Source organism: Dietzia sp. Alg238-R159, from assembly GCF_900537145.1.
Lineage (GTDB): Bacteria > Actinomycetota > Actinomycetes > Mycobacteriales > Mycobacteriaceae > Dietzia > Dietzia kunjamensis.
On the sequence record NZ_UNRI01000009.1, the window covers coordinates 85,191 to 106,084 of the forward strand.

General features: G+C 69.2%; 20 protein-coding genes. 11 read left to right on the forward strand and 9 right to left on the reverse strand.

Annotated features, from left to right (window positions below):
- Window positions 1–12: 12 nt before the first annotated feature.
- Both G6R20_RS16115 and ugpC read right to left on the reverse strand, forming a co-directional pair.
- On the reverse strand, window positions 13–1,281 hold the full coding sequence (locus tag G6R20_RS16115) for an ABC transporter substrate-binding protein (RefSeq protein ID WP_163376980.1): 1,269 nt from the start codon (window positions 1,279–1,281) through the stop codon (window positions 13–15).
- A 278-nt stretch (window positions 1,282–1,559) separates the two neighbouring features.
- On the reverse strand, window positions 1,560–2,615 hold the full coding sequence (gene ugpC / locus G6R20_RS16120; protein ID WP_163376981.1) for a sn-glycerol-3-phosphate ABC transporter ATP-binding protein UgpC: 1,056 nt from the start codon (window positions 2,613–2,615) through the stop codon (window positions 1,560–1,562).
- 206 nt (window positions 2,616–2,821) lie between these two features.
- Between ugpC and G6R20_RS16125 the strand changes: the two genes are divergently transcribed.
- Window positions 2,822–4,936: a PhoX family phosphatase gene (locus tag G6R20_RS16125; RefSeq protein ID WP_163376982.1), complete on the forward strand. Its 2,115-nt coding sequence runs from the start codon at window positions 2,822–2,824 to the stop codon at window positions 4,934–4,936.
- A gap of 87 nt (window positions 4,937–5,023) precedes the next feature.
- On the opposite strand, the gene G6R20_RS16130 is transcribed toward G6R20_RS16125, so the two are convergent.
- Window positions 5,024–5,836 (reverse strand): alpha/beta fold hydrolase, encoded by an 813-nt coding sequence (locus G6R20_RS16130; RefSeq protein ID WP_067720085.1) that lies wholly within the window; start codon window positions 5,834–5,836, stop codon window positions 5,024–5,026.
- Window positions 5,837–5,949: 113 nt separating this feature from the next.
- On the opposite strand from G6R20_RS16130, the gene G6R20_RS19055 reads away from it, so the two are divergent.
- The 3 genes from G6R20_RS19055 to G6R20_RS16145 all read left to right on the forward strand — a co-directional run bounded on the left by G6R20_RS19055 (window position 5,950) and on the right by G6R20_RS16145 (window position 8,328).
- Window positions 5,950–6,483, forward strand: a complete 534-nt coding sequence (locus tag G6R20_RS19055) for a MarR family transcriptional regulator (RefSeq protein ID WP_069389855.1) — start codon at window positions 5,950–5,952, stop codon at window positions 6,481–6,483.
- A 9-nt stretch (window positions 6,484–6,492) separates the two neighbouring features.
- On the forward strand, window positions 6,493–7,167 hold the full coding sequence (locus G6R20_RS16140; RefSeq protein WP_163376983.1) for an SDR family oxidoreductase: 675 nt from the start codon (window positions 6,493–6,495) through the stop codon (window positions 7,165–7,167).
- Window positions 7,168–7,239: 72 nt separating this feature from the next.
- Entirely contained in the window at window positions 7,240–8,328 is a 1,089-nt protein-coding gene (locus G6R20_RS16145) for a 2-dehydropantoate 2-reductase (protein ID WP_163376984.1), read from the forward strand.
- 57 nt (window positions 8,329–8,385) lie between these two features.
- Here G6R20_RS16145 and G6R20_RS16150 read toward each other — a convergent pair whose 3' ends face one another.
- Window positions 8,386–8,667 (reverse strand): Lrp/AsnC ligand binding domain-containing protein, encoded by a 282-nt coding sequence (locus G6R20_RS16150; RefSeq protein ID WP_067720093.1) that lies wholly within the window; start codon window positions 8,665–8,667, stop codon window positions 8,386–8,388.
- Between the two features lie 38 nt (window positions 8,668–8,705).
- Between G6R20_RS16150 and G6R20_RS16155 the strand changes: the two genes are divergently transcribed.
- Window positions 8,706–9,395 (forward strand): AIM24 family protein, encoded by a 690-nt coding sequence (locus G6R20_RS16155; RefSeq protein WP_163376985.1) that lies wholly within the window; start codon window positions 8,706–8,708, stop codon window positions 9,393–9,395.
- A gap of 14 nt (window positions 9,396–9,409) precedes the next feature.
- Here the strand turns inward: G6R20_RS16155 and G6R20_RS16160 are convergent, their stop codons facing one another.
- The gene (locus tag G6R20_RS16160; RefSeq protein WP_163376986.1) at window positions 9,410–9,784 is read right to left on the reverse strand and encodes an SgcJ/EcaC family oxidoreductase; all 375 of its coding nucleotides are present in this window, start codon (window positions 9,782–9,784) and stop codon (window positions 9,410–9,412) included.
- A 180-nt stretch (window positions 9,785–9,964) separates the two neighbouring features.
- Here G6R20_RS16160 and G6R20_RS16165 point away from each other — a divergent pair, with 180 nt between their 5' ends.
- Window positions 9,965–11,395, forward strand: a complete 1,431-nt coding sequence (locus tag G6R20_RS16165; protein ID WP_096906381.1) for a sugar porter family MFS transporter — start codon at window positions 9,965–9,967, stop codon at window positions 11,393–11,395.
- Between the two features lie 205 nt (window positions 11,396–11,600).
- Here G6R20_RS16165 and G6R20_RS16170 read toward each other — a convergent pair whose 3' ends face one another.
- Complete coding sequence (locus G6R20_RS16170) at window positions 11,601–12,212, reverse strand: GyrI-like domain-containing protein (protein WP_163376987.1); 612 nt, start codon at window positions 12,210–12,212, stop codon at window positions 11,601–11,603.
- A 172-nt stretch (window positions 12,213–12,384) separates the two neighbouring features.
- On the opposite strand from G6R20_RS16170, the gene G6R20_RS16175 reads away from it, so the two are divergent.
- Window positions 12,385–12,567, forward strand: a complete 183-nt coding sequence (locus tag G6R20_RS16175; RefSeq protein WP_154830990.1) for a hypothetical protein — start codon at window positions 12,385–12,387, stop codon at window positions 12,565–12,567.
- Window positions 12,564–13,451, forward strand: a complete 888-nt coding sequence (locus G6R20_RS16180; protein WP_096906383.1) for a hydrolase — start codon at window positions 12,564–12,566, stop codon at window positions 13,449–13,451. Before G6R20_RS16175 ends, G6R20_RS16180 begins: the two co-directional genes overlap by 4 nt.
- 7 nt (window positions 13,452–13,458) lie before the next feature.
- Here the strand turns inward: G6R20_RS16180 and G6R20_RS16185 are convergent, their stop codons facing one another.
- From G6R20_RS16185 to G6R20_RS16195, 3 genes are all read right to left on the reverse strand, one after another.
- Window positions 13,459–13,869: a metalloregulator ArsR/SmtB family transcription factor gene (locus tag G6R20_RS16185; RefSeq protein ID WP_205475919.1), complete on the reverse strand. Its 411-nt coding sequence runs from the start codon at window positions 13,867–13,869 to the stop codon at window positions 13,459–13,461.
- Window positions 13,866–14,354: an SRPBCC domain-containing protein gene (locus tag G6R20_RS16190; protein WP_163376988.1), complete on the reverse strand. Its 489-nt coding sequence runs from the start codon at window positions 14,352–14,354 to the stop codon at window positions 13,866–13,868. Before G6R20_RS16190 ends, G6R20_RS16185 begins: the two co-directional genes overlap by 4 nt.
- Before the next feature lie 149 nt (window positions 14,355–14,503).
- Complete coding sequence (locus G6R20_RS16195) at window positions 14,504–15,337, reverse strand: SDR family NAD(P)-dependent oxidoreductase (RefSeq protein ID WP_240341518.1); 834 nt, start codon at window positions 15,335–15,337, stop codon at window positions 14,504–14,506.
- 450 nt (window positions 15,338–15,787) lie between these two features.
- Here G6R20_RS16195 and cas3 point away from each other — a divergent pair, with 450 nt between their 5' ends.
- From cas3 to casB, 3 genes are all read left to right on the forward strand, one after another.
- Window positions 15,788–18,589 (forward strand): CRISPR-associated helicase Cas3', encoded by a 2,802-nt coding sequence (gene cas3 / locus G6R20_RS16200; protein WP_163376989.1) that lies wholly within the window; start codon window positions 15,788–15,790, stop codon window positions 18,587–18,589.
- Complete coding sequence (gene casA / locus G6R20_RS16205) at window positions 18,586–20,190, forward strand: type I-E CRISPR-associated protein Cse1/CasA (RefSeq protein WP_163376990.1); 1,605 nt, start codon at window positions 18,586–18,588, stop codon at window positions 20,188–20,190. The genes cas3 and casA overlap by 4 nt, the downstream gene beginning before the upstream one ends.
- A gap of 74 nt (window positions 20,191–20,264) precedes the next feature.
- Entirely contained in the window at window positions 20,265–20,849 is a 585-nt protein-coding gene (gene casB / locus G6R20_RS16210; protein WP_163376991.1) for a type I-E CRISPR-associated protein Cse2/CasB, read from the forward strand.
- Window positions 20,850–20,894 lie beyond the last annotated feature (45 nt).

Genomic DNA, 20,894 nt, shown 5'->3' on the forward strand with positions numbered 1-20,894 from the left:
GTGCTCGGTGAATCACTGTGCCTGTTCGATCGCGGCCGACATGTCGTTGAGGGCCTGCTCGACGTCCTTCTCCCCGTGAAGCGCCGCGAAGGTGTTGTCCTGGATCGCCTTGGACACGGACGGATAGAACGGGGTGACCGGGCGCGGCTCGGCGTTGTCGAGCGCCGCCTTCAGCGCCGGCATGTAGGGGAACTCCTGCTGGAGCGCCTCGTCGTCATAGATCGAGGACAGCACCGGCGGGAACGACTGCTCGGCGAAGCCCATCTGGACGTCCTCGGAGATGATGAACTCGAGGAAGGCCCGCGCGGTCTCCTTGTTCTCGGAGAACACGTTGATCGCGTTGTTGTAGCCACCGAGCGTGGACTGACCGGCGCCGTCCTCGCCGACGATCGGGGCGACCTGGAAGTCACCCTGGACCTGCGACGTGGGGTCGGACTGGCCCGACTCGTACATGTACGGCCAGTTGTAGGAGTACATGGTCTCGCCGGCGAGGAAGGCCTGCGCGGTCTCCTCCTCCGTGAACGCGTCGGTCTTCTGGGGGATGACGCCGCCCTTGTATGCGTCGACGAGGGCGGCCAGGCCGGCACGCGCCTCCTCGGTGTCGAGCTCGGGCGTCTTCCCGTCCTCACCGACGACCTGCCCGCCCCAGCTGTGGATGAACTGGGTGGCGGCGACGGTGAGACCCTCGTACTGGCTGAGCTGGGTCTGCAGGCAGTCGACGTTCGCACCCTCCGCGGCCTCGCAGGAGGAGACGAGCTCCTCCCAGTTGGCGGGCGCCTCCGGCTGGAGGTCGGTGCGGTAGTACAGGAGCTGGGCGTTGGTGTTCTGCGGCACGCCGTAGAGGGTGCCGTTGTAGGTCGCCGAGTCGACGGCGGCCTCGATCAGCCCGGAGGTGTCGACCTCGGTCTCGTTCTCGATCGGCTGCAGCCACCCGTTGGCCGCGAAGTACGCGGTGTCGGTGACGTCGAGGGCGAACACGTCGTACTCGCCGCTCTCGGTCTGGAGCGACTGCGTCAGGGTGTCGCGTTGCCCGTCCTGCTCGGCCGGCAGCTCGCGGAGGGTGACCTCCTGGTCGGGGTTCTCCGCGTTCCACTGCTCGATGACGGGACGGAGCTTGTCGGTGTCGTTGCTGCCCATCGCGAAGGTGATGGGGCCGACGCCCGAGGTGCCGGCCTGCGCCTGCTCGTCGGATTCATCGCCACCCGATCCACACGCCGTGGATACCAGGGCGACTACGGAGGCGGCCGCCGCCGCCTTGAGGAACCTGCCGTGAACGGCCATGCGCTCTCTCCTACTGTCGTGTCTCGACTCCCCTCGGCGAGTGCCGACGGGGCAGTGGACCGGTGCCGCCTGTGACGCGGGTCTCACTGAGGACCTGCTGAGCGTAACCCACGAGACGGCGGTGGCGCGGGACCACGTGCGGACACGCGACCGACGCGCCGTCGCTCCCGCCACCAGGATGGTCACGGGAGCGAGGTCACAGGAGTCACTCTAGCAACACCCGATCGGGGCGGACGCCGGCGTGCATCGCCGTTGGCACGGGCCCCGGCCCCACGGGGTCAGCGCAGTCTGAGACCGGATTCCACGTCGAAGAACCGCACCTCGTCGTCGAGCGCCTCGAGGTACATGGTGTCGCCCTTGCGGGGGTGGTCACCCGACTCCGCCCGGTACACCACGGGGTGGTTGTCGCGGGTCGAGCAATGCAGGTAGCTGTCCGCCCCGAGCTCCTCCACCAGGTCCACCGTCACCTCCAGCCCGTGGCCTTCCGCGGCCATCCGCAGGTGCTCGGGCCGCACGCCGACGGTGACCCGCGACCCCGAGCCGGCGGGCACGGGCTCGCGGAACCCCTCGAGGTCCACCGCCCCGTCGGCGACCGGGGCGTCGAAGAGGTTCATGGACGGTGACCCGATGAAGCCGGCCACGAAGGCGTTGACCGGGTTGTTGTAGAGCTCGCGCGGGGCGTCGACCTGCTGGAGCACCCCGTCCTTGAGCACCGCGACGCGGTCGCCCATCGTCATGGCCTCGACCTGGTCGTGCGTCACGTAGATCATCGTGGTGTGCAGGTCCCGCTGCAGCTTGGCGATCTGGGCGCGCGTGGCCACCCGGAGCTTGGCGTCGAGGTTGGACAGCGGCTCGTCCATGAGGAAGACCTGCGGGTTGCGCACGATCGCCCGCCCCATGGCCACGCGCTGACGCTGGCCGCCGGACAGCTCCTTGGGCTTGCGGTCGAGATACGGCACCAGGTCGAGCATCTCCGCCGCGCGGTCGACGCGCTCCGTGATCTCCGACTTGGACGCCTTGGCCAGCTTCAGTGCGAAACCCATATTCTCGCGGACCGTGTAATGCGGGTACAGCGCGTAGTTCTGGAACACCATCGCGATGTCGCGGTCCTTGGGCTCGGTGCCCGTCACGTCCCTGTCACCGATGAGGATCCGTCCCGCCGCCACGTCCTCCAGACCGGCCAGGGCGCGCAGGGTCGTCGATTTTCCGCAGCCGGAGGGTCCGACCAGGACGAGGAACTCGCCGTCGGCGATCTCCAGATCCAGACGGTCGACACTGCGTCGCGCGGCCCCCGGATAGATGATGGACACGTTCTCGAAGGTTACCGAGGCCATGAGAAATAATTCCCTTCACCGGCAGGAACGTGCCGGACGATCCGAGATAGAGGGCGAACACGGGTGACTGTAGCGGCCCGGGGCGGAGTTCACCCGCACTGCGCACACAGTTCACGCGGGCGTGGCCCGCGCGCGGCCGCCCGGTCGTCCCGCGCGCCTAGCGTGCATGCGTCCACTACGACTGTTGACGCCTCCAGGAGACCCGAATGTCCGTCCGCCGCCTGCTCCCGCTCGCCACCGCCCCGACGCCGGGGATCTCCAACCGACAGCACGTGACCTGTGTCTACAAGTGCGGGGACCAGTGCGCCGCGCCGGTGCCCAACACCACCGACAACCCGTACTTCGGGGACATCGCCACCGAGATCAGCCGCCGCGGTGCGCTCAAGGCCGCGGGCGTCGTGGCGCTGGCGGTGGGCGCCACCCAGGTGCTGCCCGCGGCAGCCGCGGCGCAGGGCTCGTCCGCCGCCGGCTCGCTCGGCCCCACCGGATCCACCGGCGGCGCGACGATCGACACGGGGTTCGCCCCGGTCGCGCCCAACACCGCCGACGCCGTCACCGTCCCGGCGGGATACTCGAGCGAGGTGGTGATCCGGTGGGGCGACCCCGTGCTGCCGGGCGCCCCGGAGTTCGACTTCGAGAACCAGACCGCCGCCGCGCAGGCCATGCAGTACGGCTACAACTGCGACCTCGCGGTGATGTTCCCGATGGACGACCGCGACGAGCGCTTCCTGCTCACCGTCAACCACGAGTACACGACCGAGCCCTCGATGTTCCGCGGGTACGATTCCTCGGCCCCGACCCGCGAGCAGGTGGAGATCGCCTGGGCGGCCCACGGGCTGACGGTGGTCGAGCTCTCCAGCCGCGCCGGCGACGGCGGGCTCGACCCCGTCATGGGGTCCTACAACCGGCGCATCACCGCCACCACCCCGTTCGAGCTGCGCGGACCCGCCGTCGGCCCCCTGACCCGGACCACGGCCGACCCGACCGGCACCCGCGTGCTCGGCACACTGAACAACTGCGCCGGCGGGCACACTCCGTGGGGCACCGTCCTGTCCGGCGAGGAGAACTTCAACCAGTACTTCGGCACCACCGGGACGGTCAGCGACCCGGAGCGTCTCGAGGCCCTGCGCCGCTACGGCGTGTCCGTCTCCCGCTCGGGGCGCCGGTGGGAGGAGTTCGACGCCCGCTTCGACCCGGCCGCCGAGCCCAACGAGGTCAACCGCTTCGGCTACGTCGTCGAGGTGGATCCCTGGGATCCGACCTCGACCCCGGTCAAGCACTCCGCGATGGGCCGGTTCAAGCACGAGGGCGCCTCGGTCCAGGTCACCGGTGACGGCACCGTCGTCGCCTATTCCGGTGACGACGAGCGCTTCGACTACCTCTACAAGTTCGTCTCCAGCCGCCGGATCACACCCGGTACCGGTTCGGCCGCACGGGCCGAGAACATGAAGATCCTCGACGAGGGCACCCTCTACGTGGCGACGTTCTCCGGCAACTCCCCCGCCGCGCAGATCGACGGCTCCGGGACGCTGCCCGCCGACGGCGCGTTCGACGGCACCGGCACCTGGATCCCGCTCCTGACCGTCGCGCCCGGCGGGAACGCCGTCTCACACGTGCCGGACATGACGCCGGAGCAGGTCGCGGTGTACACCCGCATGGCCGGCGACCGCGTCGGCGCCACCAAGATGGACCGCCCCGAGGACGTCGAGCCCAGCCCGACCACCGGCAAGGTCTACATGGCGCTGACCAACAACACCCGCCGCACGACCGCGAACGTGGACGAGGCCAACCCGCGGCACAACAACAAGCACGGTCAGGTCGTGGAGATCACCGACGACCACGCCGGCACCACCTTCGGCTGGAACCTGCTGCTGGTGTGTGGCGACCCGGCCGAGGCGGACTCGTACTTCGGCGGCTTCGACAAGTCGAAGGTCAGCCCCATCTCCTGCCCGGACAACGTCGCCTTCGACCCGGCCGGGGGACTGTGGGTGTCCACCGACGGCAACGCCCTCGGCTTCAACGACGGCCTCTACTCGGTGGCGACCGAAGGTCCGAACCGCGGCGAGACCAAGCTGTTCCTCACGGTCCCCGTCGGGGCCGAGACCTGCGGACCGCTGGTGTTCGACAACCGGGTGATCGTCAACGTCCAGCACCCCGGCGAGAAGGACGGCGCGTCGATCGAGAACCCCGCCTCGCACTGGCCCGACGGCGGCACCTCGCAGCCGCGGCCGTCGACCGTGGTCGCGTGGCGCAACGGGTTCTCCGGCGGTGCCGGCTCTCTCGGTTCGGGCTCCCTGCCGAACGGCCTGATCGGCTCCTGACGACGGACGGCCGGGGCGGGTAGGCGGACTGCCGGGCCGGCGGGTCGGGTCGGTCAGGCCCGGCTGCCGGGCCGGCAGGCGAGCCGGTCAGGCCCGACTGCCGGCCCGCGCGTACGCCAGGCCGCGCTCGGCGCAGGCGGCGATCGAGGCCGCGACGCCCTCCGGGTCGTCGGACATCGGCACGTGCCCGTCGGCGCTGACCTCGACCCTCGCCTGCGGGAACAACCGCGTGGCGAGTGAGACCTGCCGCACCGGAAGGACCATGTCGAACCGGCCCCACCGGATGGTGATCGGCAGGTTCTCGTCGACGGGGGCGGAGAACACGAACGCCCGCCGGTCGGCCCGGTCGAGCACGGTGTTGGACACGATCGCCTCGCTGTCGATGGCCGCGGCCTCCGCCGGGTACCGCCACGGGCGGGCGCAGAACACCGCCATCATCACCGCGCGTCCGGCGGCCCGCTCGGTCAGGGCCGGGGTGTGGCGGCCGATCCGGCCGGCCGCCCGGCGGAGACTCCGGAAGACGCTCACCGTGTAGCGCCATTCGGCGTGCGAGCGGAAGAACCCCGCGGGCGACAGCGCGGTGACGCTGCTCGCCAGTCCGCGGGCGCCGAGCTCCAGCGCGAGGAAGCCCCCCAGGGAGTTGCCGGCGATGTGGGGGCGCTCCCCGGCCGGGACGACCTCCTCCAGGAGGGTGACGAGCTCGGAGACGAAGTAGTCGAGCACGTCGCCGGTGTCCGGCAGATCCGCGGACCGCCCGTGGCCGGGCAGGTCCACGACCACCACGCGGAACCGGTCCGCGAGCAGCGGCACGACCGGATCCCAGGCGTGCGCCCGGTGGCACACGCCGTGCAGTAGGACGATGGTCGGGCCGGCCCCGGTGATCTGGTGATACAAACCCATGCGATCAGTATCCACCCCGGGACGAGGTGGCGCCCCATGACGGGAGAAGTTCGGCCTAGATTCGGTGCCGCGAGGCTTCCGGGGCGGAAGCCGGTGTCGAGGGAGCAGGGGTCATGGAGACGACGACGAGCGATCCGGCGATACGGGAAGGTGAGCCCGGGCGGGGACTCGCCGAGAAGTTCCGACCCATCCTGTTGCGCCTGGACCTGCTTGTCCGCCGGCAGAGCACCCAGTACGCGCTGAGTCGCGCGCAGACCTCGATCCTGCACACCCTGGCCTGCCACGGGCGGCTGCGGATGTCGGACCTCGCCCGACTCGAGAACGTCCGCGTACCGACCACCAGTAATTCGGTGAGCGTCATCGAGGCCATGGGGTACGTCGAGCGCGAACCCGACGCCTCCGACCGACGCGGGGTCTGTGTCCGCCTCACCGACCTCGGTCGGGCCCGCATCGAACAGGTCCTCGCCGATCGTGACCGGGACTTCGCCGAGCGGATGTCCTACCTGAGCCCCGAACACCGCGATCTGCTCTCCTCGGCGGTGCCCGCCCTCACCGCCCTCCTCGACGCCTTCGACGGCGATGTCGACGCCCTTCCCGACTCTCAGCAGTCCGACCCGCAGCACTCCGACGCCCCCCGGTCCGTCTAGCCTCGGGGCATGAGCACGGTTCTCGTCACCGGCGCCTCCCGCGGGATCGGGGCGGCGACCGCCCGCACGCTGTCCGCCCACCACGACCTCGTCCTCGTGGGCAGGGACGTCGATGCGCTGCGGGCCGTGGCCGCTGACTGCCGCTCAGCCCGGGTGGTGGAGGCCGACCTCACCACCGGCGACGGGGTCGCGCGCGCCGCCCGCGACATCAGCACCCTCGACGGCCTCGTCCACTGCGCCGGGGTCGCCGACCTCGGCCGGATCGACGAGTCCGAGGCCGGCCAGTGGCGCCGGGCGTTCGAGGTCAACGTGCTGGCCGTCGTCGAGCTGACCCGGGCACTGCTCCCGGCGCTGCGCGCGGCACGGGGCCACCTCGTCGTCGTCAACTCCGGCGCGGGGACCACCGCCAAACCGGGCTGGGGCTCCTACAGCGCCTCCAAGTTCGCGCTCCGCGCCGTTACCGACACCCTTCGCGGCGAGGAACCCGACCTGCGCGTCACCTCCATCCACCCCGGCCGCGTGGACACCGACATGCAGCGCGCGATCGTCGCCGCCGAGGGGCGCGACTACGACCCGGGCGCCTTCCTCCGCCCGGAATCGGTGGCCACCGCCGTCCGGCAGGCGTTGGAGTCCACTCCGGATGCGCACCCCACCGAGGTCGTCCTGCGGCCGCGCCCGCACTGATTCCCCCGTCCGGCGGACAGGTACGTCGAACGGCTCCCCCGCCGCCGCGCGTGTCGTATCCTCTGCACCACCATGACCAGCCCAAACCCTCCTCTTCGGATCACCGTGATCGGCGCGGGCGTGATCGGTTGCTACCTGGGCGGCCGGCTCGCCCGCCACGCCGACGTGACCCTGGTCGGGCGCCCCCACGTGCTCGACCCGATCCGGGCGGTGGGACTGACCGTCGAGTCCGGAGACGGCGAGGACGCCCGGCTCCACATCCCCGCCGACGCCCTCACCCTGGCCACCGGGCCCGAGAGCGTCCGCCGCTCGGACGTCGTGCTGGTGTGCACCAAGGCCGGACAGACGGCCGCCGCCACCGCCGAGTTCTCTCCCTACCTCCGGCCGGACACGCTGGTCGTGGGCCTGCAGAACGGTCTGCACTCGGCGGACCTCATCCGGGAACTACTCGACCGGACCACGGTGATCCCCGGCGTCGTCCCGTTCAACGTCGCGCGCACCGGACCCGCCACCTATCGGCGGACCTCCACCGGGGTGATCCGGCTCGCCGAACATCCCATGGCCGTCCCGCTGATCCGCACCATGGCGGCGGCCGAACTGCCCGTGCGACCCACCGACGACATCCAGGCGGTCCTCCACGGCAAGGTCCTGCTCAACCTCAACAACGCAGTCCAGGCGCTGTCCGGGCTCCCGCTGCGCACGGAGCTGCTGGACCGGGACCTGCGGCGCTGCGTCGCCCTGTGCCAGGCGGAGGCCAACCGGGTGTTCACCGCCGCCGGGGTGGTGCCGCGGGTGCCGCTGGCCATCCCCGCCGGCGCCCTCCCGGTGGTGATGCGGCTGCCCAACCCGCTGTTCCGCCGCCTCGCCCGGGCCGCGGTCCGCGTCGACGCGGACGGCACCTCGTCCATGACGGACGATCTCGTGCGCGGCCGGCCCACCGAGGTCGAGTACCTGCAGGGCAAGGTCGTGAAGATGGCCGGTCAGCTCGGACTGGGGGCTCCGGCTTGCGCGCGGATGGTGGAGCTGGTGCACGAGGCCGAGGCGGCCGGCGAGGACCGGCGGCAATGGACCGGCAGGGAGCTCCTCACCGAGCTTCAGCGGGCCCGACGCCGGGCCCGCCGCCTGGCCCGGATACAGCAGATGACCGGCCAGCCGACCTGACTCCCGGTCCCCGTAGCCGGTTCGGTCCTCGTACCCGATTCAGTCCTCGTACCCGGTTCAGTCCTCGTACCCGATCGAGAACGCGGCCTCGAGATCGTGCTTGGACTGGGTGCGGAACGCGATGTGGGTCTCGGTGTCCACCACGCCGGGGACCTTGTTGAGGCGGTCCGAGACGATGTCGGCGATCTCGTCGTTGCGCCGGGCCCGCACCAGCACGATGAGGTCGATGGTGCCGGTGACCGAGTAGACCTCGGAGACTCCGTCGATATCGGCGATGGCCCCGGCGACCTCGGGGATCCGCGCCGTCTCGGCGTGGACGAAGACGATTGCGGTGATCATGACCCCAAGGCTAGTGGAGCGGGCGTACCGTGTGCGCCATGATCCACGGGGACCTCTTCCAGTCGGCGCGCGAGACGGAGACGAACCGCCCGTTCGCCCTCCAGAACTCCAAGATGCTCAAGGCGACGCTCGCCGACCAGCCGATCCTCGGGCGGACCGGATCGATGGTCGCCTACCAGGGGCAGGTCGGGTTCGAGAACGTCGGCAGCGGCGGGATCGGCAGGATGTTCAAGGCGGCGGCGACCGGGGAGGGCGTACCCCTCATGCGCTGCACCGGGCGGGGTGAGCTGTTCCTCGCCGACCAGGCCTCCGAGGTCCAGGTCCTCTACCTGGAGGACGACATGATCTCGGTCAACGGTGCGAGCGTGCTGGCGTTCTCCGAGGGGATCGCGTGGGACATCCACCGCATCGCCGCCAAGGGCGCCGTCATGACCGGCGGGTTGTTCAACGTCTCCCTGCGGGGGACCGGGTTCGTGGCGGTGACCACCAAGGGACAGCCGGTCGCTCTCGACGTGGCCTCCGCACCGACGTTCGCCGATCCCCAGGCCGTGGTCCTGTGGACCGCCGGGGTGACGATGGACGTCCGGGTGGACACCGGCGGGGTGAAGTCCCTGCTCCGGGGCGGGTCCGGGGAGACGTTCCAGTTGGCGTTCGGCGGCGCGGGACTGGTGGTCGTGCAACCGTCGGAGAACGTGCCCCAGGGGGCCGGGAGCCAGGGCGGCGCGTAGCCCGCGCGCCGCGGTCAGCTCATGTTCTCCGGGGTCCAGTAGGCGCGCATCGAGGTGACCTTGCCCTGCTCGTCGTGGGTCATGAGGTCCCAGACGTTGATGGTGGCCTTGGAGTCGGCGTCGAAGTGCGTGGTGATCTCGAAGTTGAACAGCAGGTCGTTTCCGCACACGCGGGCCTCGAGCACCTCGCCCTCGATCTTCATCGCCACGACGCTGGCGTAGAACTCGCGGATGGCGGCCTTGCCCTCGTGGACGGTGCCGTTGCCCACCGGGTCCTCGACGGTGGCGCCCTCGGCGTAGAGGTCCATCACGGCCTCGAGGTCGCCCGCGGTCAGTGCCGCGATGTAGGAGTCGGCGGTGGAACGGATCTGGTCGGGTGAGGCGCTCAAGGCGGTGGCCCTTTCGGTGACGACGACGAGGTGACCCCGAGCCTAGAACGTGTTCTCGTCCCGCGGGGGCGGACCGGGCGGAACAACGGTTTCCTTTATCGCTTGCGTCACTTGCACCGCGTGCCTACGCTCCCTTCACCACCTGGAGCAGGTGCGTCGGACAACAGAGCGGGGTACGTCATGTCCACGCAGCAGACCTCACCCACACCCGCCGAGGAGGAGACGTTCAACACCGGCCGGGTGGTGCTCATCTCCCTGGTCGCAGCGTTGGGCGGCTTCCTGTTCGGCTTCGACACCGCGGTGATCAACGGTGCCGTGGACGCCGTGCAGGAGACCTTCGAGATGAACGCCGGGCTGACCGGCTTCGCCGTGTCCTCCGCCCTGCTCGGGTGCATGGTCGGCGCTTACGTCGCCGGTCGTCTGGCCGACCACTGGGGTCGCACCCGCGTGATGATCCTCGCGTCGGTGCTGTTCACCGCGAGCGCCCTGGGGACCGGGTTCGCCTTCGGCCCCGTCGACCTCATCATCTGGCGGCTGGTCGGCGGGCTCGGGGTGGGCGCGGCGTCCGTCATCGCACCGGCCTACATCGCCGAGGTCGCCCCACCGGCGATCCGCGGTCGGCTGGGATCGCTGCAGCAGCTCGCGATCGTCTCCGGCATCTTCGTCGCACTGCTCTCCGACGCCTGGCTGGCCGGCATCGCGGGCGGCGCGATCGAGGAACTGTGGTTCGGCGCCGAGGCGTGGCGGTGGATGTTCTGGGCCGAGGTGATCCCCGCCGTCACCTACGGGGTGCTCGCGCTGACCATCCCCGAATCACCGCGCTACCTGGTGGGCAAGGGCATGGTCGACCGGGCCCGCGAGGTCCTCCGCTCCATTCAGCAGGGTGGTGTCGACTCCCGGATCAGGGAGATCCGCGCGACAGTCCGCGACGACCGCAAGCGCTCGTGGCGTGACCTGGTCAAGCCGGGCGGGGTCAACCTGCTGCCCATCGTGTGGATCGGCATCATCCTGTCGGTCTTCCAGCAGGCAGTGGGCATCAACGTCATCTTCTACTACTCCACCTCCCTCTGGCAGTCGGTCGGCTTCACCGAGGAGGACGCGCTCACCCAGACGGTCATCACGTCCGTGACGAACATCGTGGTGACGATCGTGGCGATCGCACTCATCGACAAGATCGGCCGCCGCAAGCTCCTCATCACCGGGTCGGTGGGCATGACGATCTCGCTGGCCGTGATGGCGCTGATGTTCAGCACCGCGACCATGGGACCGGGCCCGGACGGCGAGCTCGCCCCACAGCTCGCCGACACCCAGGGGCTGATCGCGCTCATCGCCGCGAACGGGTTCGTCGTGTTCTTCGGCATGTCGTGGGGCCCGGCCGTGTGGGTGCTGCTCGGCGAGATGTTCAACAACCGCATCCGCTCCGCGGCCCTCGGCCTGGCGGCGGCCGCGCAGTGGCTGGCGAACTTCGCCGTGTCGACCGCGTTCCCGCCGATGGCCGAGTTCAGCCTGACGTTCACCTACGGCTTCTACGCGGTCTCCGCGCTGCTGTCGCTGCTGTTCGTGGCGAAGTTCATCCCGGAGACCAACGGTCGGTCGCTGGAGGACATGTAGCGGCGCGGCCGACCCCGCCGCCCGGCCCGTCGCCCGCAGCGACGGCGCGGGACGGCGATGGCGCGGGACGGCGATGGCCTGTGAGCGCTCGCCGAGAAGAGGAATTCGCGCACTGCTTCTCGAGAGATACAGGCGAAATCCTCTGCTCGGCGGCGGGCGGCGGGCGACGGGCGACGGGCGGCGGGCGGCGGGCGATGAACGCGGGTCAGGCGGCGTCGTCCGGGATGCGGGCGGGGCAGAACAGGTCGGTCCGCAGGGTGGCCGGGTCCATGTCCGGGCTCGGCTCGGTCACGTAGCTCTCCCAGAACGGGGCGCCGGGCGCGCGGCCGGTCGCGCCGATCGCGCCCATGAACTCGCCCCACGCCTGCCCGAGCTCGTCGTAGGAGCCGAGGTGACTGGTCACCGCCACGTCCCCGGCCGGGAGCTCGGACGCGATGACCTGCATCCCGTCGATTTCGGCCGGTTCGTCGGGGTGCAGCTCGGCCAGCGGTCGCGCCAGGGGGAACCCGATCTCCAGGTCCGCGGCGGGTTCGGGTTCCTCGGTGGTGCGCGTGTAGAGCGCGAACGCCGGCCCGGCCGGGGTGACGCCGGCGGCGAACAGGACCGGGAAGGCCTTGCCGAAGGCCGAGTCGAAGAACCCGGCGATCGTGGCCATGGGCACGCCGGTGGCGCGGACGACGGCGGTCGGCACGGCCGGTGCGCGCAGCAGCCGCACCCCGTCCACCGGCTGGGGCCCGAGGTCGGGGTACCCGGGTGGCGGGTCGGCCGGTGCGGCGTCGCGTGGGTCGTGGGACGGGGAGGATGACGACGACGACATGGTGTGCCCTCTCGCTGAGGCGGCGGTCTGTCCAGTGTGCGCCGCGGGCGGCCACCAGGGAAGACCCGCCGGGCAGCGGGCACCGCGCACCTGCGGGGCCTGCCACTGCGGCGCGGGTGGGTCGGGGGCCGCGACGGATGCGGCAGTCGCGCGCGACGGGGACAATCGGGGCATGCCGCACTACCGCCTCCACACCCCCGACCAGACGATCGACCTCGGCGACTTCGACACCGCCCAGGAGGCACTCGAGTCCGCCGTCTCCAGCCAGTCCGAGAAGCTCCCCGTCGACGGGTCGCTCGAGCTGCAGATAGGCGACGACTGGCATGCCGTCGACATCGAGGGGGACATGCCGTGAGCCCCGGTCGCGGTGCGGACGCGGGCGGCGCACCCGTGGGCTCGGTGACCCAGTGCGCGACCTGCGGGGTCGAGCGCGCGCAGCCGCTACCGGAGGTGTGCCCGATCTGCGCGGACGAGCGCCAGTACGTGCCGTCCGGTGGGCAGCGGTGGACCGACCCGGAGGAGTCCCGGGCCCGTGGCGCGTCGATCGAGTTCGCCGAGCGCGAGACCGACGTCATCAACCTCGTGCAGATCAACTCCCCCGGCATCGGGCAGAAGCCGGCGCTCATCCGCACCGAGCACGGCAATGTGCTGGTGGAGGCGCCGAACTACATCAGCGATGAGGCGGTCGCCGCGGTGCGCGGGTGGGGCGGCCTCGCCGCGATCATCGCCTCGCATCCGCACATGTACGGGGTGCAATCACTGTGGTCGTCGGCGTTCGACGACTGCCCGGTCTACGTCTCCGCGCCGGACGAGAAGTGGCTGGGCCTGCGGCCGGGCAACACGGTGGTGTGGGGCGGGGGCCACGCCGCGGACCCGGCGGACGGCGGCGAGATCGAGATCGTGCCGGGCGTGCGCGCGTCCCAGCCCGGCGGGCATTTCCCGGGCAGCGTGGTGGTGCACTGGACCGCCCCCGACGGCCGCGGCGTGTTGTTCACCGGTGACACGATCGGTTCGGTCGCGGATCCGGGGTGGGTGACCTTCATGCGCTCGTTCCCCAACTGGATGCCGCTGTCCGGCGCCGTCGTCCGCCGGATCGCCGACCACGTCTCGCGTTACGACTTCGACCGCATCTACAGCAACTTCGGGGGCTGCGTGCCGCAGGACGCCCGCGGTGCCGTCCAGCGCTCGGCGGAGCGCTACGCCGCCTGGGTTGACGGCGAGTTCGACCACCTCACCTGACCTGCGGTCACTCCGCGCGCCGGGAGTGCTCGGCGTGTTCGGTGCGCTCGGCGTGCTCAGCGCGCTGCTTGACCAGGGCGAGCCTGCGATCCCAGCCCCGGGACACCGCGCCGAGCAGATCGGAGATCTCGCGGATCCGATCGGGCCGGACCGCGTGGACCTGCCGTCGCTTCTGTGGGCTCGCGATGACGAGCCCACAGTCCACCAGTATTCGCAGGTGTTTGGCCACCGCCTGCCTGCTGATCCCGAGGTCGGCGGCCACCGCGCCGGCGTCGTCCGGCTGATCGGCCAACCGGACGAGGATGCGGCGGCGGGTCCGGTCGGCGAGAGCGGCAAAGACGCCGTCCGCCTCGGGCGCGAGCAGGTCCGACAGCCCCTCCCCCTCGGCCGCGCGGGAGTCGGTCGGGGCGTCGCTCACGCCTGATCCTCCGCCCGGCGCCGGGCGAGGTCGAGTTCGGTCTCCCACCCGGCGGAGTTCTCCTCGAACCGCTGGCGGCGCACCACCGCGTCGCTGCTCAAACCGGCGAATCCGGTCTCCCGCACCGTGAGCACCACGCCGGAACCCTGCGGCTCGACGGTGAACTCGATCGTGTTGGACGGGAACTCGTCGACGCTGCCGACCTGCCCGCCCAGCCAGCGGAACACCGCCCGGCGGGGCGGGTCCAACTCGACGGTGCGGATGCTGAACTCGCCGTGCACCGGGTCCACCACCCGCGAGACGTCACCCTCGGTGGTGATCTCGTGCTCGGCCCACTCGCCGTCGTTGATGAACCATCCCGGTTCCGAGATGATGCCCCACACGGTCTGCGCCTCGGCGTCGATGCGGATGCTGCGGACGATCTCGTCCGGCACGTCGTCGGTGGTCGTATCGGGTCCGGTTCCGGCCGTTCGGTTCTCGCTCATCGGGCTTCCCTCCCTCGCGGTGCGTTCCGCTCGGTGGATGCTGGGTCGCGGGGTGCACCTGTGGCTCCACCATGGCACGGGCGCAGCCGTAGTGCAACCCCTCGGTTGCACTAACCCTCACGCGAACCCGCGGCCTGCCCGCGACGGCCTCAGTCCGTCGCCGTCTCCGCCGCGGCGAACTCCCAGAAGCGCTCCGCGATCGCCGGGTCCGATGCCTCGGCGCTGCGTCCGATGAGCGTCGGCATCCCCCGCAGGTGCTGCATCGCGTCCGGCCCTGTGTAGCTGCACGGCGGCAGCGGACGGGTCGCGGCGAACATCGTCGTGAGCGCGGCCTGCGCGGCGGGCTGGGCGAAGAGCGAACACACGCCGGTCACCACCCGGTCGATCGCCGCGTTGCCGGTGGCGTTCGAGATCCCCGTGGCCGCCCAACCGGGGTGGGTGAGCTGCACGTCCACCCCCGCCGCAGCCGCCTCGGCCCTCCCATCCCGCAGCCGCTGATCCAGCGCCAGGCCCCACAGCATGTCGCCGAGCTTGGACTGGGAGTAGGCCGCGGCGGGGGTCCACCGTCGACGGCGACAATGCGGGTCATCGACATCGAAGGATCCTCTCTTGTGGGCGTTGGACGCGACGATCACCACCCGTCGCCGCACCAGCGGCAACAGCAGGTTCGTCAGCAGGAACGGGCCCAGCACGTTGACGCCGAGGAGCATCTCGAACCCGTCGGCGGTCTCGCACCGGCGCGGGCTGATGGCGCCGGCGTTGTTGACCAGCACGTCGATCTGCTCGACCTCCCCGTCGGCTTTCTCGCCGGCCAACCCGCCGGCCCGCCCTTCGGCGTCGCCACCACCGACGCCGGTCAGCTCGCCCGCCGCCCGGCGGACGCTCTCGAGCGAGGCGAGGTCGACCTCCACCACCCGGGTTTCACCGGGCAACTGCGCCGCCACCTGCCGCCCGCGCTCGGTGTCACGGACGGCGAGGATCACCCGCGCTCCTGCCCGTGACGCCGCCCTGGCCGTCTCCAACCCGACCCCACTCGTCGCGCGGTGACGAGCCAGGTCTGGCCGGCGAGGTCAGGGATGTCGATCGTCTTCTCAGGCACCGTCGCAGCCTACGACTGATATTCCCCGGCGGCGGTCGTCACCAAGAAAGGCACCTACCCACCATTCGACCCCCTCACCCACCCAGCCGCGAGAACAGCAGAATGCGAGCACGTTACCCTCTCCTCAGCCGTCCCCTACTCAACGAGACGGCTTCCCGCCCGTCGGGATGATCCGTAGATGTTGGTCTCTGACCAGGCTCCTGGATACGTACTCCCTGCTCACGCGGGGCTGGAAAGGACGGATTGCAGTGCGGTCCGGCCTCGTCAACGTGCACTTAGCAAATGTCTGAATTAGATATTGGTTTCTGAGGTTGATTGATCTACTCTAATGTTCATGGCTCACACCACACCACACGGGTACGACAGTTCGCCGTCCATCGACGAACTCTCGCCATCAGCCCGCGCGCAGTGGGCCAAGTCCGACTACAAGGACGGTGCCGAGTGGATGCCTCTCTACCAGCACATAACCGACACCGCGGCGGTCGCCGAACACCTTTGGGACCAGTTCCTGCCGCAAGCGACCAAACAGGTACTCATCTCGGCACTGGACGGCGATTCGGGGCTCGCCAAGAAGACGGTCATCTGGCTTGCAGCAGCACACGACCTTGGAAAAGCCTCCCCGGCCTTCGCTGTCCAAGTTGACGGTCTCCGCGACAGGATCTCCGACGCTGAATTGGAGTTTCACCCCGCCGTCCATCGGAATCGCTCGAAGCTGCCACATTCGATGGCGACGTTCCTAATCTTGTGTGAGTGGCTGGAAGCCAGGCACGGCTTCCCCCCGAGACTCTCGCCGGTCTACGCCTCGATCCCGCTCGGACACCACGGGTCGTTCCGTCCGCCGCCCCGAGAGTACGAAGGCGACCCAGCACTCCTCGGCACTGGCACAGACTGGTCGCGCGTGCAGTTCGAATTGGCGGACTTCGCCGCAGCGAACGCCCACCTCTCCCCGGCAGATCTACAGCGACTCTCGACCGTTCGTCCGGGTCAACCTGCGGCGCTCATTGCTGCAGGACTGACGATTCTCGCCGACTGGATCGCATCCAACCAGGAACTGTTCGCCCTGACGACAGCTCCGCGGCATCCAGGAGCCGCCGAGGCCGCCATGCTGCGCCTCGGACTGCCCCTGCCCTGGGTATCCGACATACCCGGTGACGGGAGCCTGTTCGCCGCCCATCTTGGGCTCGATAATCCCCGACCGGTTCAAACGGGCATCGTCGCACTGGCACACGAGGTCAAGCGACCTGAGCTACTCATCCTCGAAGCACCGACCGGTGAGGGCAAGACGAAAGCAGCCTTCGGCGCGAGCGAGGTCCTCGCCGCGCGGTTCGGCCTCGGCGGTGCGATATTCGCACTGCCCACTCAGGCGACCGCAGATGGGATCTTCGGACCGGTACAGGAGTGGATCAGCGCGATCCAGGGCTCGCAGACCCTGTCCATCGGGCTCGCACATGGCAAGTCTGCATTCAATACGGATTATCGGGATATCCCGCGGATGTCCCCCATCTTCGACTCCGACCCGGCCAGCGGGGCTTTCGAGCACGGGTCCGTCATCGCCCACCGTTTCCTGACCGGCCGCAGCAAACTCGCTACGATGTCCGACTTCGTCGTCGGCACCATCGATCAGATCCTCCTGGGCGCCCTCTGTTCCAAGCACGTCGCCTTGCGACACCTCGGCTTGAGCGGAAAAGTCGTGGTGCTCGACGAAATCCATGCGGCTGACGAGTACATGCGGCAATACCTGTGCAGGATTCTGACGTGGCTTGCCGCCTACGGCGTGCCCGTGATCGCGATGTCTGCAACACTTCCTCCTTCTGTCCGGAGAGAACTCGTCGCCGCGTACAACGAAGGGCTGGGACGCCGGACACCGCGTGCCGACCCGGACGAGGAGATCACCTACCCGCGGATCACCGCGACGTGTCCGGACGGTTCCGAGACGATCCGTCTCGAGCCCTCGGCGCGACGATCAGTCATGACGATCGAGGAGTACGCCGGAACCACTGCCGATATCGCGCGGCGGGTCATCACCGAATCGAAGCACGGCGGCAGCATCGCTGTGGTCTGCGACACTGTGCGCCGCGCTCAGGAGGTGTTCATAGCGCTTTCGAGCGATGCGTCCGGCGACGTCGAGCTCCGACTTCTGCACTCTCGATTCCTCACTCCCGACCGACTCGCCAAGGAGGTCGAACTGCGCGAACGGCTCGGCCCCGGTGCCCCGACCGGTCCCCGCCCGCTTATCGTCATCGCGACGCAGGTCATCGAACAGTCACTCGACGTCGACTTCGACTTGATGTTCACCGATATCGCACCCATCGACCTCATCATCCAGCGCGCTGGACGACTTCACCGCCACGAGTGGAAGAACCCCGGGCGACCGTCAGCGCACCGCTCGGCTCGCCTGATCCTGACTGGGTTCGACCGCGACGACGACGGAGTACCTGTGCTCGATCGCGGCTGCCGGACCGTCTACGGAGCGGCACCTCTCTTGCGATGTATAGCCACCCTCGACGAGCACCACAGGTCACACGACAGCATCATGAGCCCCGACGACGTCGCCCTCTTGGTGACTCGCGCCTACGAGTCGATATCGGCACCGGACGGGTGGGCCAACGAGTGGAGCGAGGCGGAGCGTATCGCCGACCGGGTCCGCGCCGACAAGCGAAGCAAGGCAGCGCTATTCCGCGTGCCCGCGCCGGCCAAAGGCCCACTCGTCGGCTGGGCGCACGTAGAGGCCCCGAGCTCTACCGAAGAACAGGGCATTGCGCAGGTGCGTGACTCGGAGGACTCGATCGAAGTGGTCGTCGTCGAGCGGGTCGGCGGGCGACACCGAATCCCGAGGTGGGCAGGCACGTTATCTGGAATGCAGGTGGACATGGCCACGGTCATCGAGGATGACGTCGCCTACGCCGCCTCACTCAACACCCTGCGGCTTCCCGGATATCTCGGTACTGGTGGACTCGGCGACCAGCTCATCGACGAGCTCGAACAGAACTGCATTGACACCTGGCAGAACTCGCGCTGGCTGCGCGGGACGCTGCCACTGGTACTCGGCGAAGATGGTTCGGCCTTCCATGCAGGACACCACTTCCAGTACGACACCCAGCTCGGCCTAGTTGTGACCAAGAAGGAGCTGCAGTGAACCGGCCTGTCGTCGAGAACGCGTCCTTCAATCTCATCGACGAGCCGTGGATCCGGGTGCGGCTAGTCGATGGCCGCGCAGAGACGGTCTCTCTGCGCGAAGTATTCCGCCGCTCCACGGAAATCGGTCGCATCGCCGGGGAGCTACCAACCCAGGATTTTGCGATTCTTCGCTTAATCCTCGCGGTCCTGTATCGCGCGGTGCCGAACGATGACGATCTCGGCGAGATCTGGGAATCCGGAACGCTGCCTCTCGACCAGATCGGTGACTATCTCGATCGGTGGCACGACAGATTCGACCTATTCGACAGAGTCCACCCGTTCATGCAGGTCGCAGGGTTGGAGAGCACGTCTGGAGCTACTCGCCCGCTAACGCTTCTGGTCCCTGACGCACCGGGGCCGGGCAGCCTCTTCACTATGAGACGGGACGTGGGCGAACTGTCGTTCGCCGAGGCTGCACGGTGGCTGGTGCACTGTCAGGCCTACGATGTCGACGGCATCAAGACGGGTGCTGTCGACGATCCACGCACCAAGGGGGGCAGGGGGTACCCAATCGGTGTCGGTTGGGCCGGCTGGCTCGGGGGCCTCTATCTGGAAGGTGCCGACTTCCGCGAAACCCTGTTGCACAACTGGGTTCCGAAGCCCGACACGGCAGAAAAAGATTACGCGCTGTGGGAACTCGATCCCCTGACTCCGGCAGCGCGTCAGGTCAGCGCGATCGGCCCATTCGGTCCGGCAGGGCTGTTCACCTGGCCGATTCGCCACATTCGCCTCTTCACCTCGGGTGATCGCGTCACTCGACTTCTAATCTGCATCGGCGATCCGATAGCCAAGGCGCGCCAACTCGCGATCGAGCCGATGACTTCCTGGAGGTACAGCGAGCCTCAGACCAAGAAGGAAGTGTCCGCGGTTCCCCTTTACATGCCCCGTGCCCACGACTTCAGCAGAGCCCTGTGGCGTGGTCTCTCCGCGCTGCTGCCGCCCCCGGAACCTCGCGTTAACAAGAAGGGCATTGTCGAGTCGCTACCGTCCGAAATCGTGAACCGTCTCGGCACCCGGGTCATGTCCCGCCAGCTACCGAACCAGCGGGTGTCCCTGGTGTCCGTGGGCGTCGAGTACGGCTCCAACATGTCCGTCTACTCGGAAATATTTACCGACCGGCTGGTCGTCTACCCGGCGATCGCGCACGGCGCAAGCTCCGCCTACCGTGGCGTTATCGAGGCGATCGAGCGGTCCGATCACGGAGTCTCCGCGCTGGCCCGGCTCGCCTCGGACCTCGCTGTCGCCAACGGGGGAGATCCCGCCGGCGCCGCAGCGCGGGCTCGAACAACCGCCTACGCGGCCCTCGATCAACACTTCCGCTTCTGGATCAGTCATGTGGGCGGTGACTTCGATACCGAGAATCTCCTCCAGGCCTGGTTCGCGAAAGCGCACTCGACCATCCGGGATCTCGGAGTTGAGCTCCTGGATTCCGCGCCCCCCCGATCCCGTGGCGTGAGGGTGGTCGACGGGCGAGCGATGTCCGCCGGCGCAGCAGCCGACTGGTTCTACTTCAACCTCAGGCGGCACCTGCCCGTCGAACGGAAGGACGACACGCGATGACCGAGTCTCAGCGGCGGTACCGATCAGCCGTCAACCAGCACGTAAACCGACGGGCTGCGGACCTCTGTGAGGGAGTGAGACATAACCGTGGTGCCGCCGTCGGCGCGCTGGCACGCCTCCGGCGCGCAACAGCGACAGAGATCGGCGAGGATCCCTCCGCGTGGCAGATCGCCTTTCTCGGCTACCCCGTACCTGAGGACGACCGCGACTACCCGAGCGCCGACGAGAAAGCCGTGTACCTCACCTTGACCCTGTTCGCACTCCACCAGCAGTCAAAGAACGAGCCGATGCACGAAGACGGGGGCCCTTCTCTCGGCACTGCACTGAGTCGACTGGCGCGGATCAGCGGCAGCGAGGACGCCAGCGACCCGGTCGTCCGGCGATTCAATGCCCTGGTCACGGCGGACAGTGAACCGGAGACTCGCTGGCATCTCCGGAGCCTCGTGGGTCAACTTCGTGCGCATGATATCCGGCTCGACTACGGGCGCCTGGCCGACGATCTCTCTGTACTCGGCGGACACCACCGCCGCAGCGAGAGTTCGGACCAGGCCCGGAGGCGCGTCCAGCTTCGGTGGTCCCGCGACTTCAGCCGGGCTCCGAAACCTGACGAGGAGTCGGCCACAGGGTCCGCCAGCGAGTCGGCCACCTCGACCGACTGATCCACCCACACGTTCACCCACGCAGGCCAGCCACCAGGAGAAAGC

Bases quoted from the DNA above. Each gene is read 5' to 3' on its own strand.
- G6R20_RS16115 (WP_163376980.1), bottom strand. From the start codon at position 1,281: ATGGCCGTTCACGGCAGGTTCCTCAAGGCGGCGGCGGCCGCCTCCGTA.
- ugpC (WP_163376981.1), bottom strand. From the start codon at position 2,615: ATGGCCTCGGTAACCTTCGAGAACGTGTCCATCATCTATCCGGGGGCC.
- G6R20_RS16125 (WP_163376982.1), top strand. From the start codon at position 2,822: ATGTCCGTCCGCCGCCTGCTCCCGCTCGCCACCGCCCCGACGCCGGGG.
- G6R20_RS16130 (WP_067720085.1), bottom strand. From the start codon at position 5,836: ATGGGTTTGTATCACCAGATCACCGGGGCCGGCCCGACCATCGTCCTA.
- G6R20_RS19055 (WP_069389855.1), top strand. From the start codon at position 5,950: ATGGAGACGACGACGAGCGATCCGGCGATACGGGAAGGTGAGCCCGGG.
- G6R20_RS16140 (WP_163376983.1), top strand. From the start codon at position 6,493: ATGAGCACGGTTCTCGTCACCGGCGCCTCCCGCGGGATCGGGGCGGCG.
- G6R20_RS16145 (WP_163376984.1), top strand. From the start codon at position 7,240: ATGACCAGCCCAAACCCTCCTCTTCGGATCACCGTGATCGGCGCGGGC.
- G6R20_RS16150 (WP_067720093.1), bottom strand. From the start codon at position 8,667: ATGATCACCGCAATCGTCTTCGTCCACGCCGAGACGGCGCGGATCCCC.
- G6R20_RS16155 (WP_163376985.1), top strand. From the start codon at position 8,706: ATGATCCACGGGGACCTCTTCCAGTCGGCGCGCGAGACGGAGACGAAC.
- G6R20_RS16165 (WP_096906381.1), top strand. From the start codon at position 9,965: ATGTCCACGCAGCAGACCTCACCCACACCCGCCGAGGAGGAGACGTTC.
- G6R20_RS16170 (WP_163376987.1), bottom strand. From the start codon at position 12,212: ATGTCGTCGTCGTCATCCTCCCCGTCCCACGACCCACGCGACGCCGCA.
- G6R20_RS16175 (WP_154830990.1), top strand. From the start codon at position 12,385: ATGCCGCACTACCGCCTCCACACCCCCGACCAGACGATCGACCTCGGC.
- G6R20_RS16190 (WP_163376988.1), bottom strand. From the start codon at position 14,354: ATGAGCGAGAACCGAACGGCCGGAACCGGACCCGATACGACCACCGAC.
- cas3 (WP_163376989.1), top strand. From the start codon at position 15,788: ATGGCTCACACCACACCACACGGGTACGACAGTTCGCCGTCCATCGAC.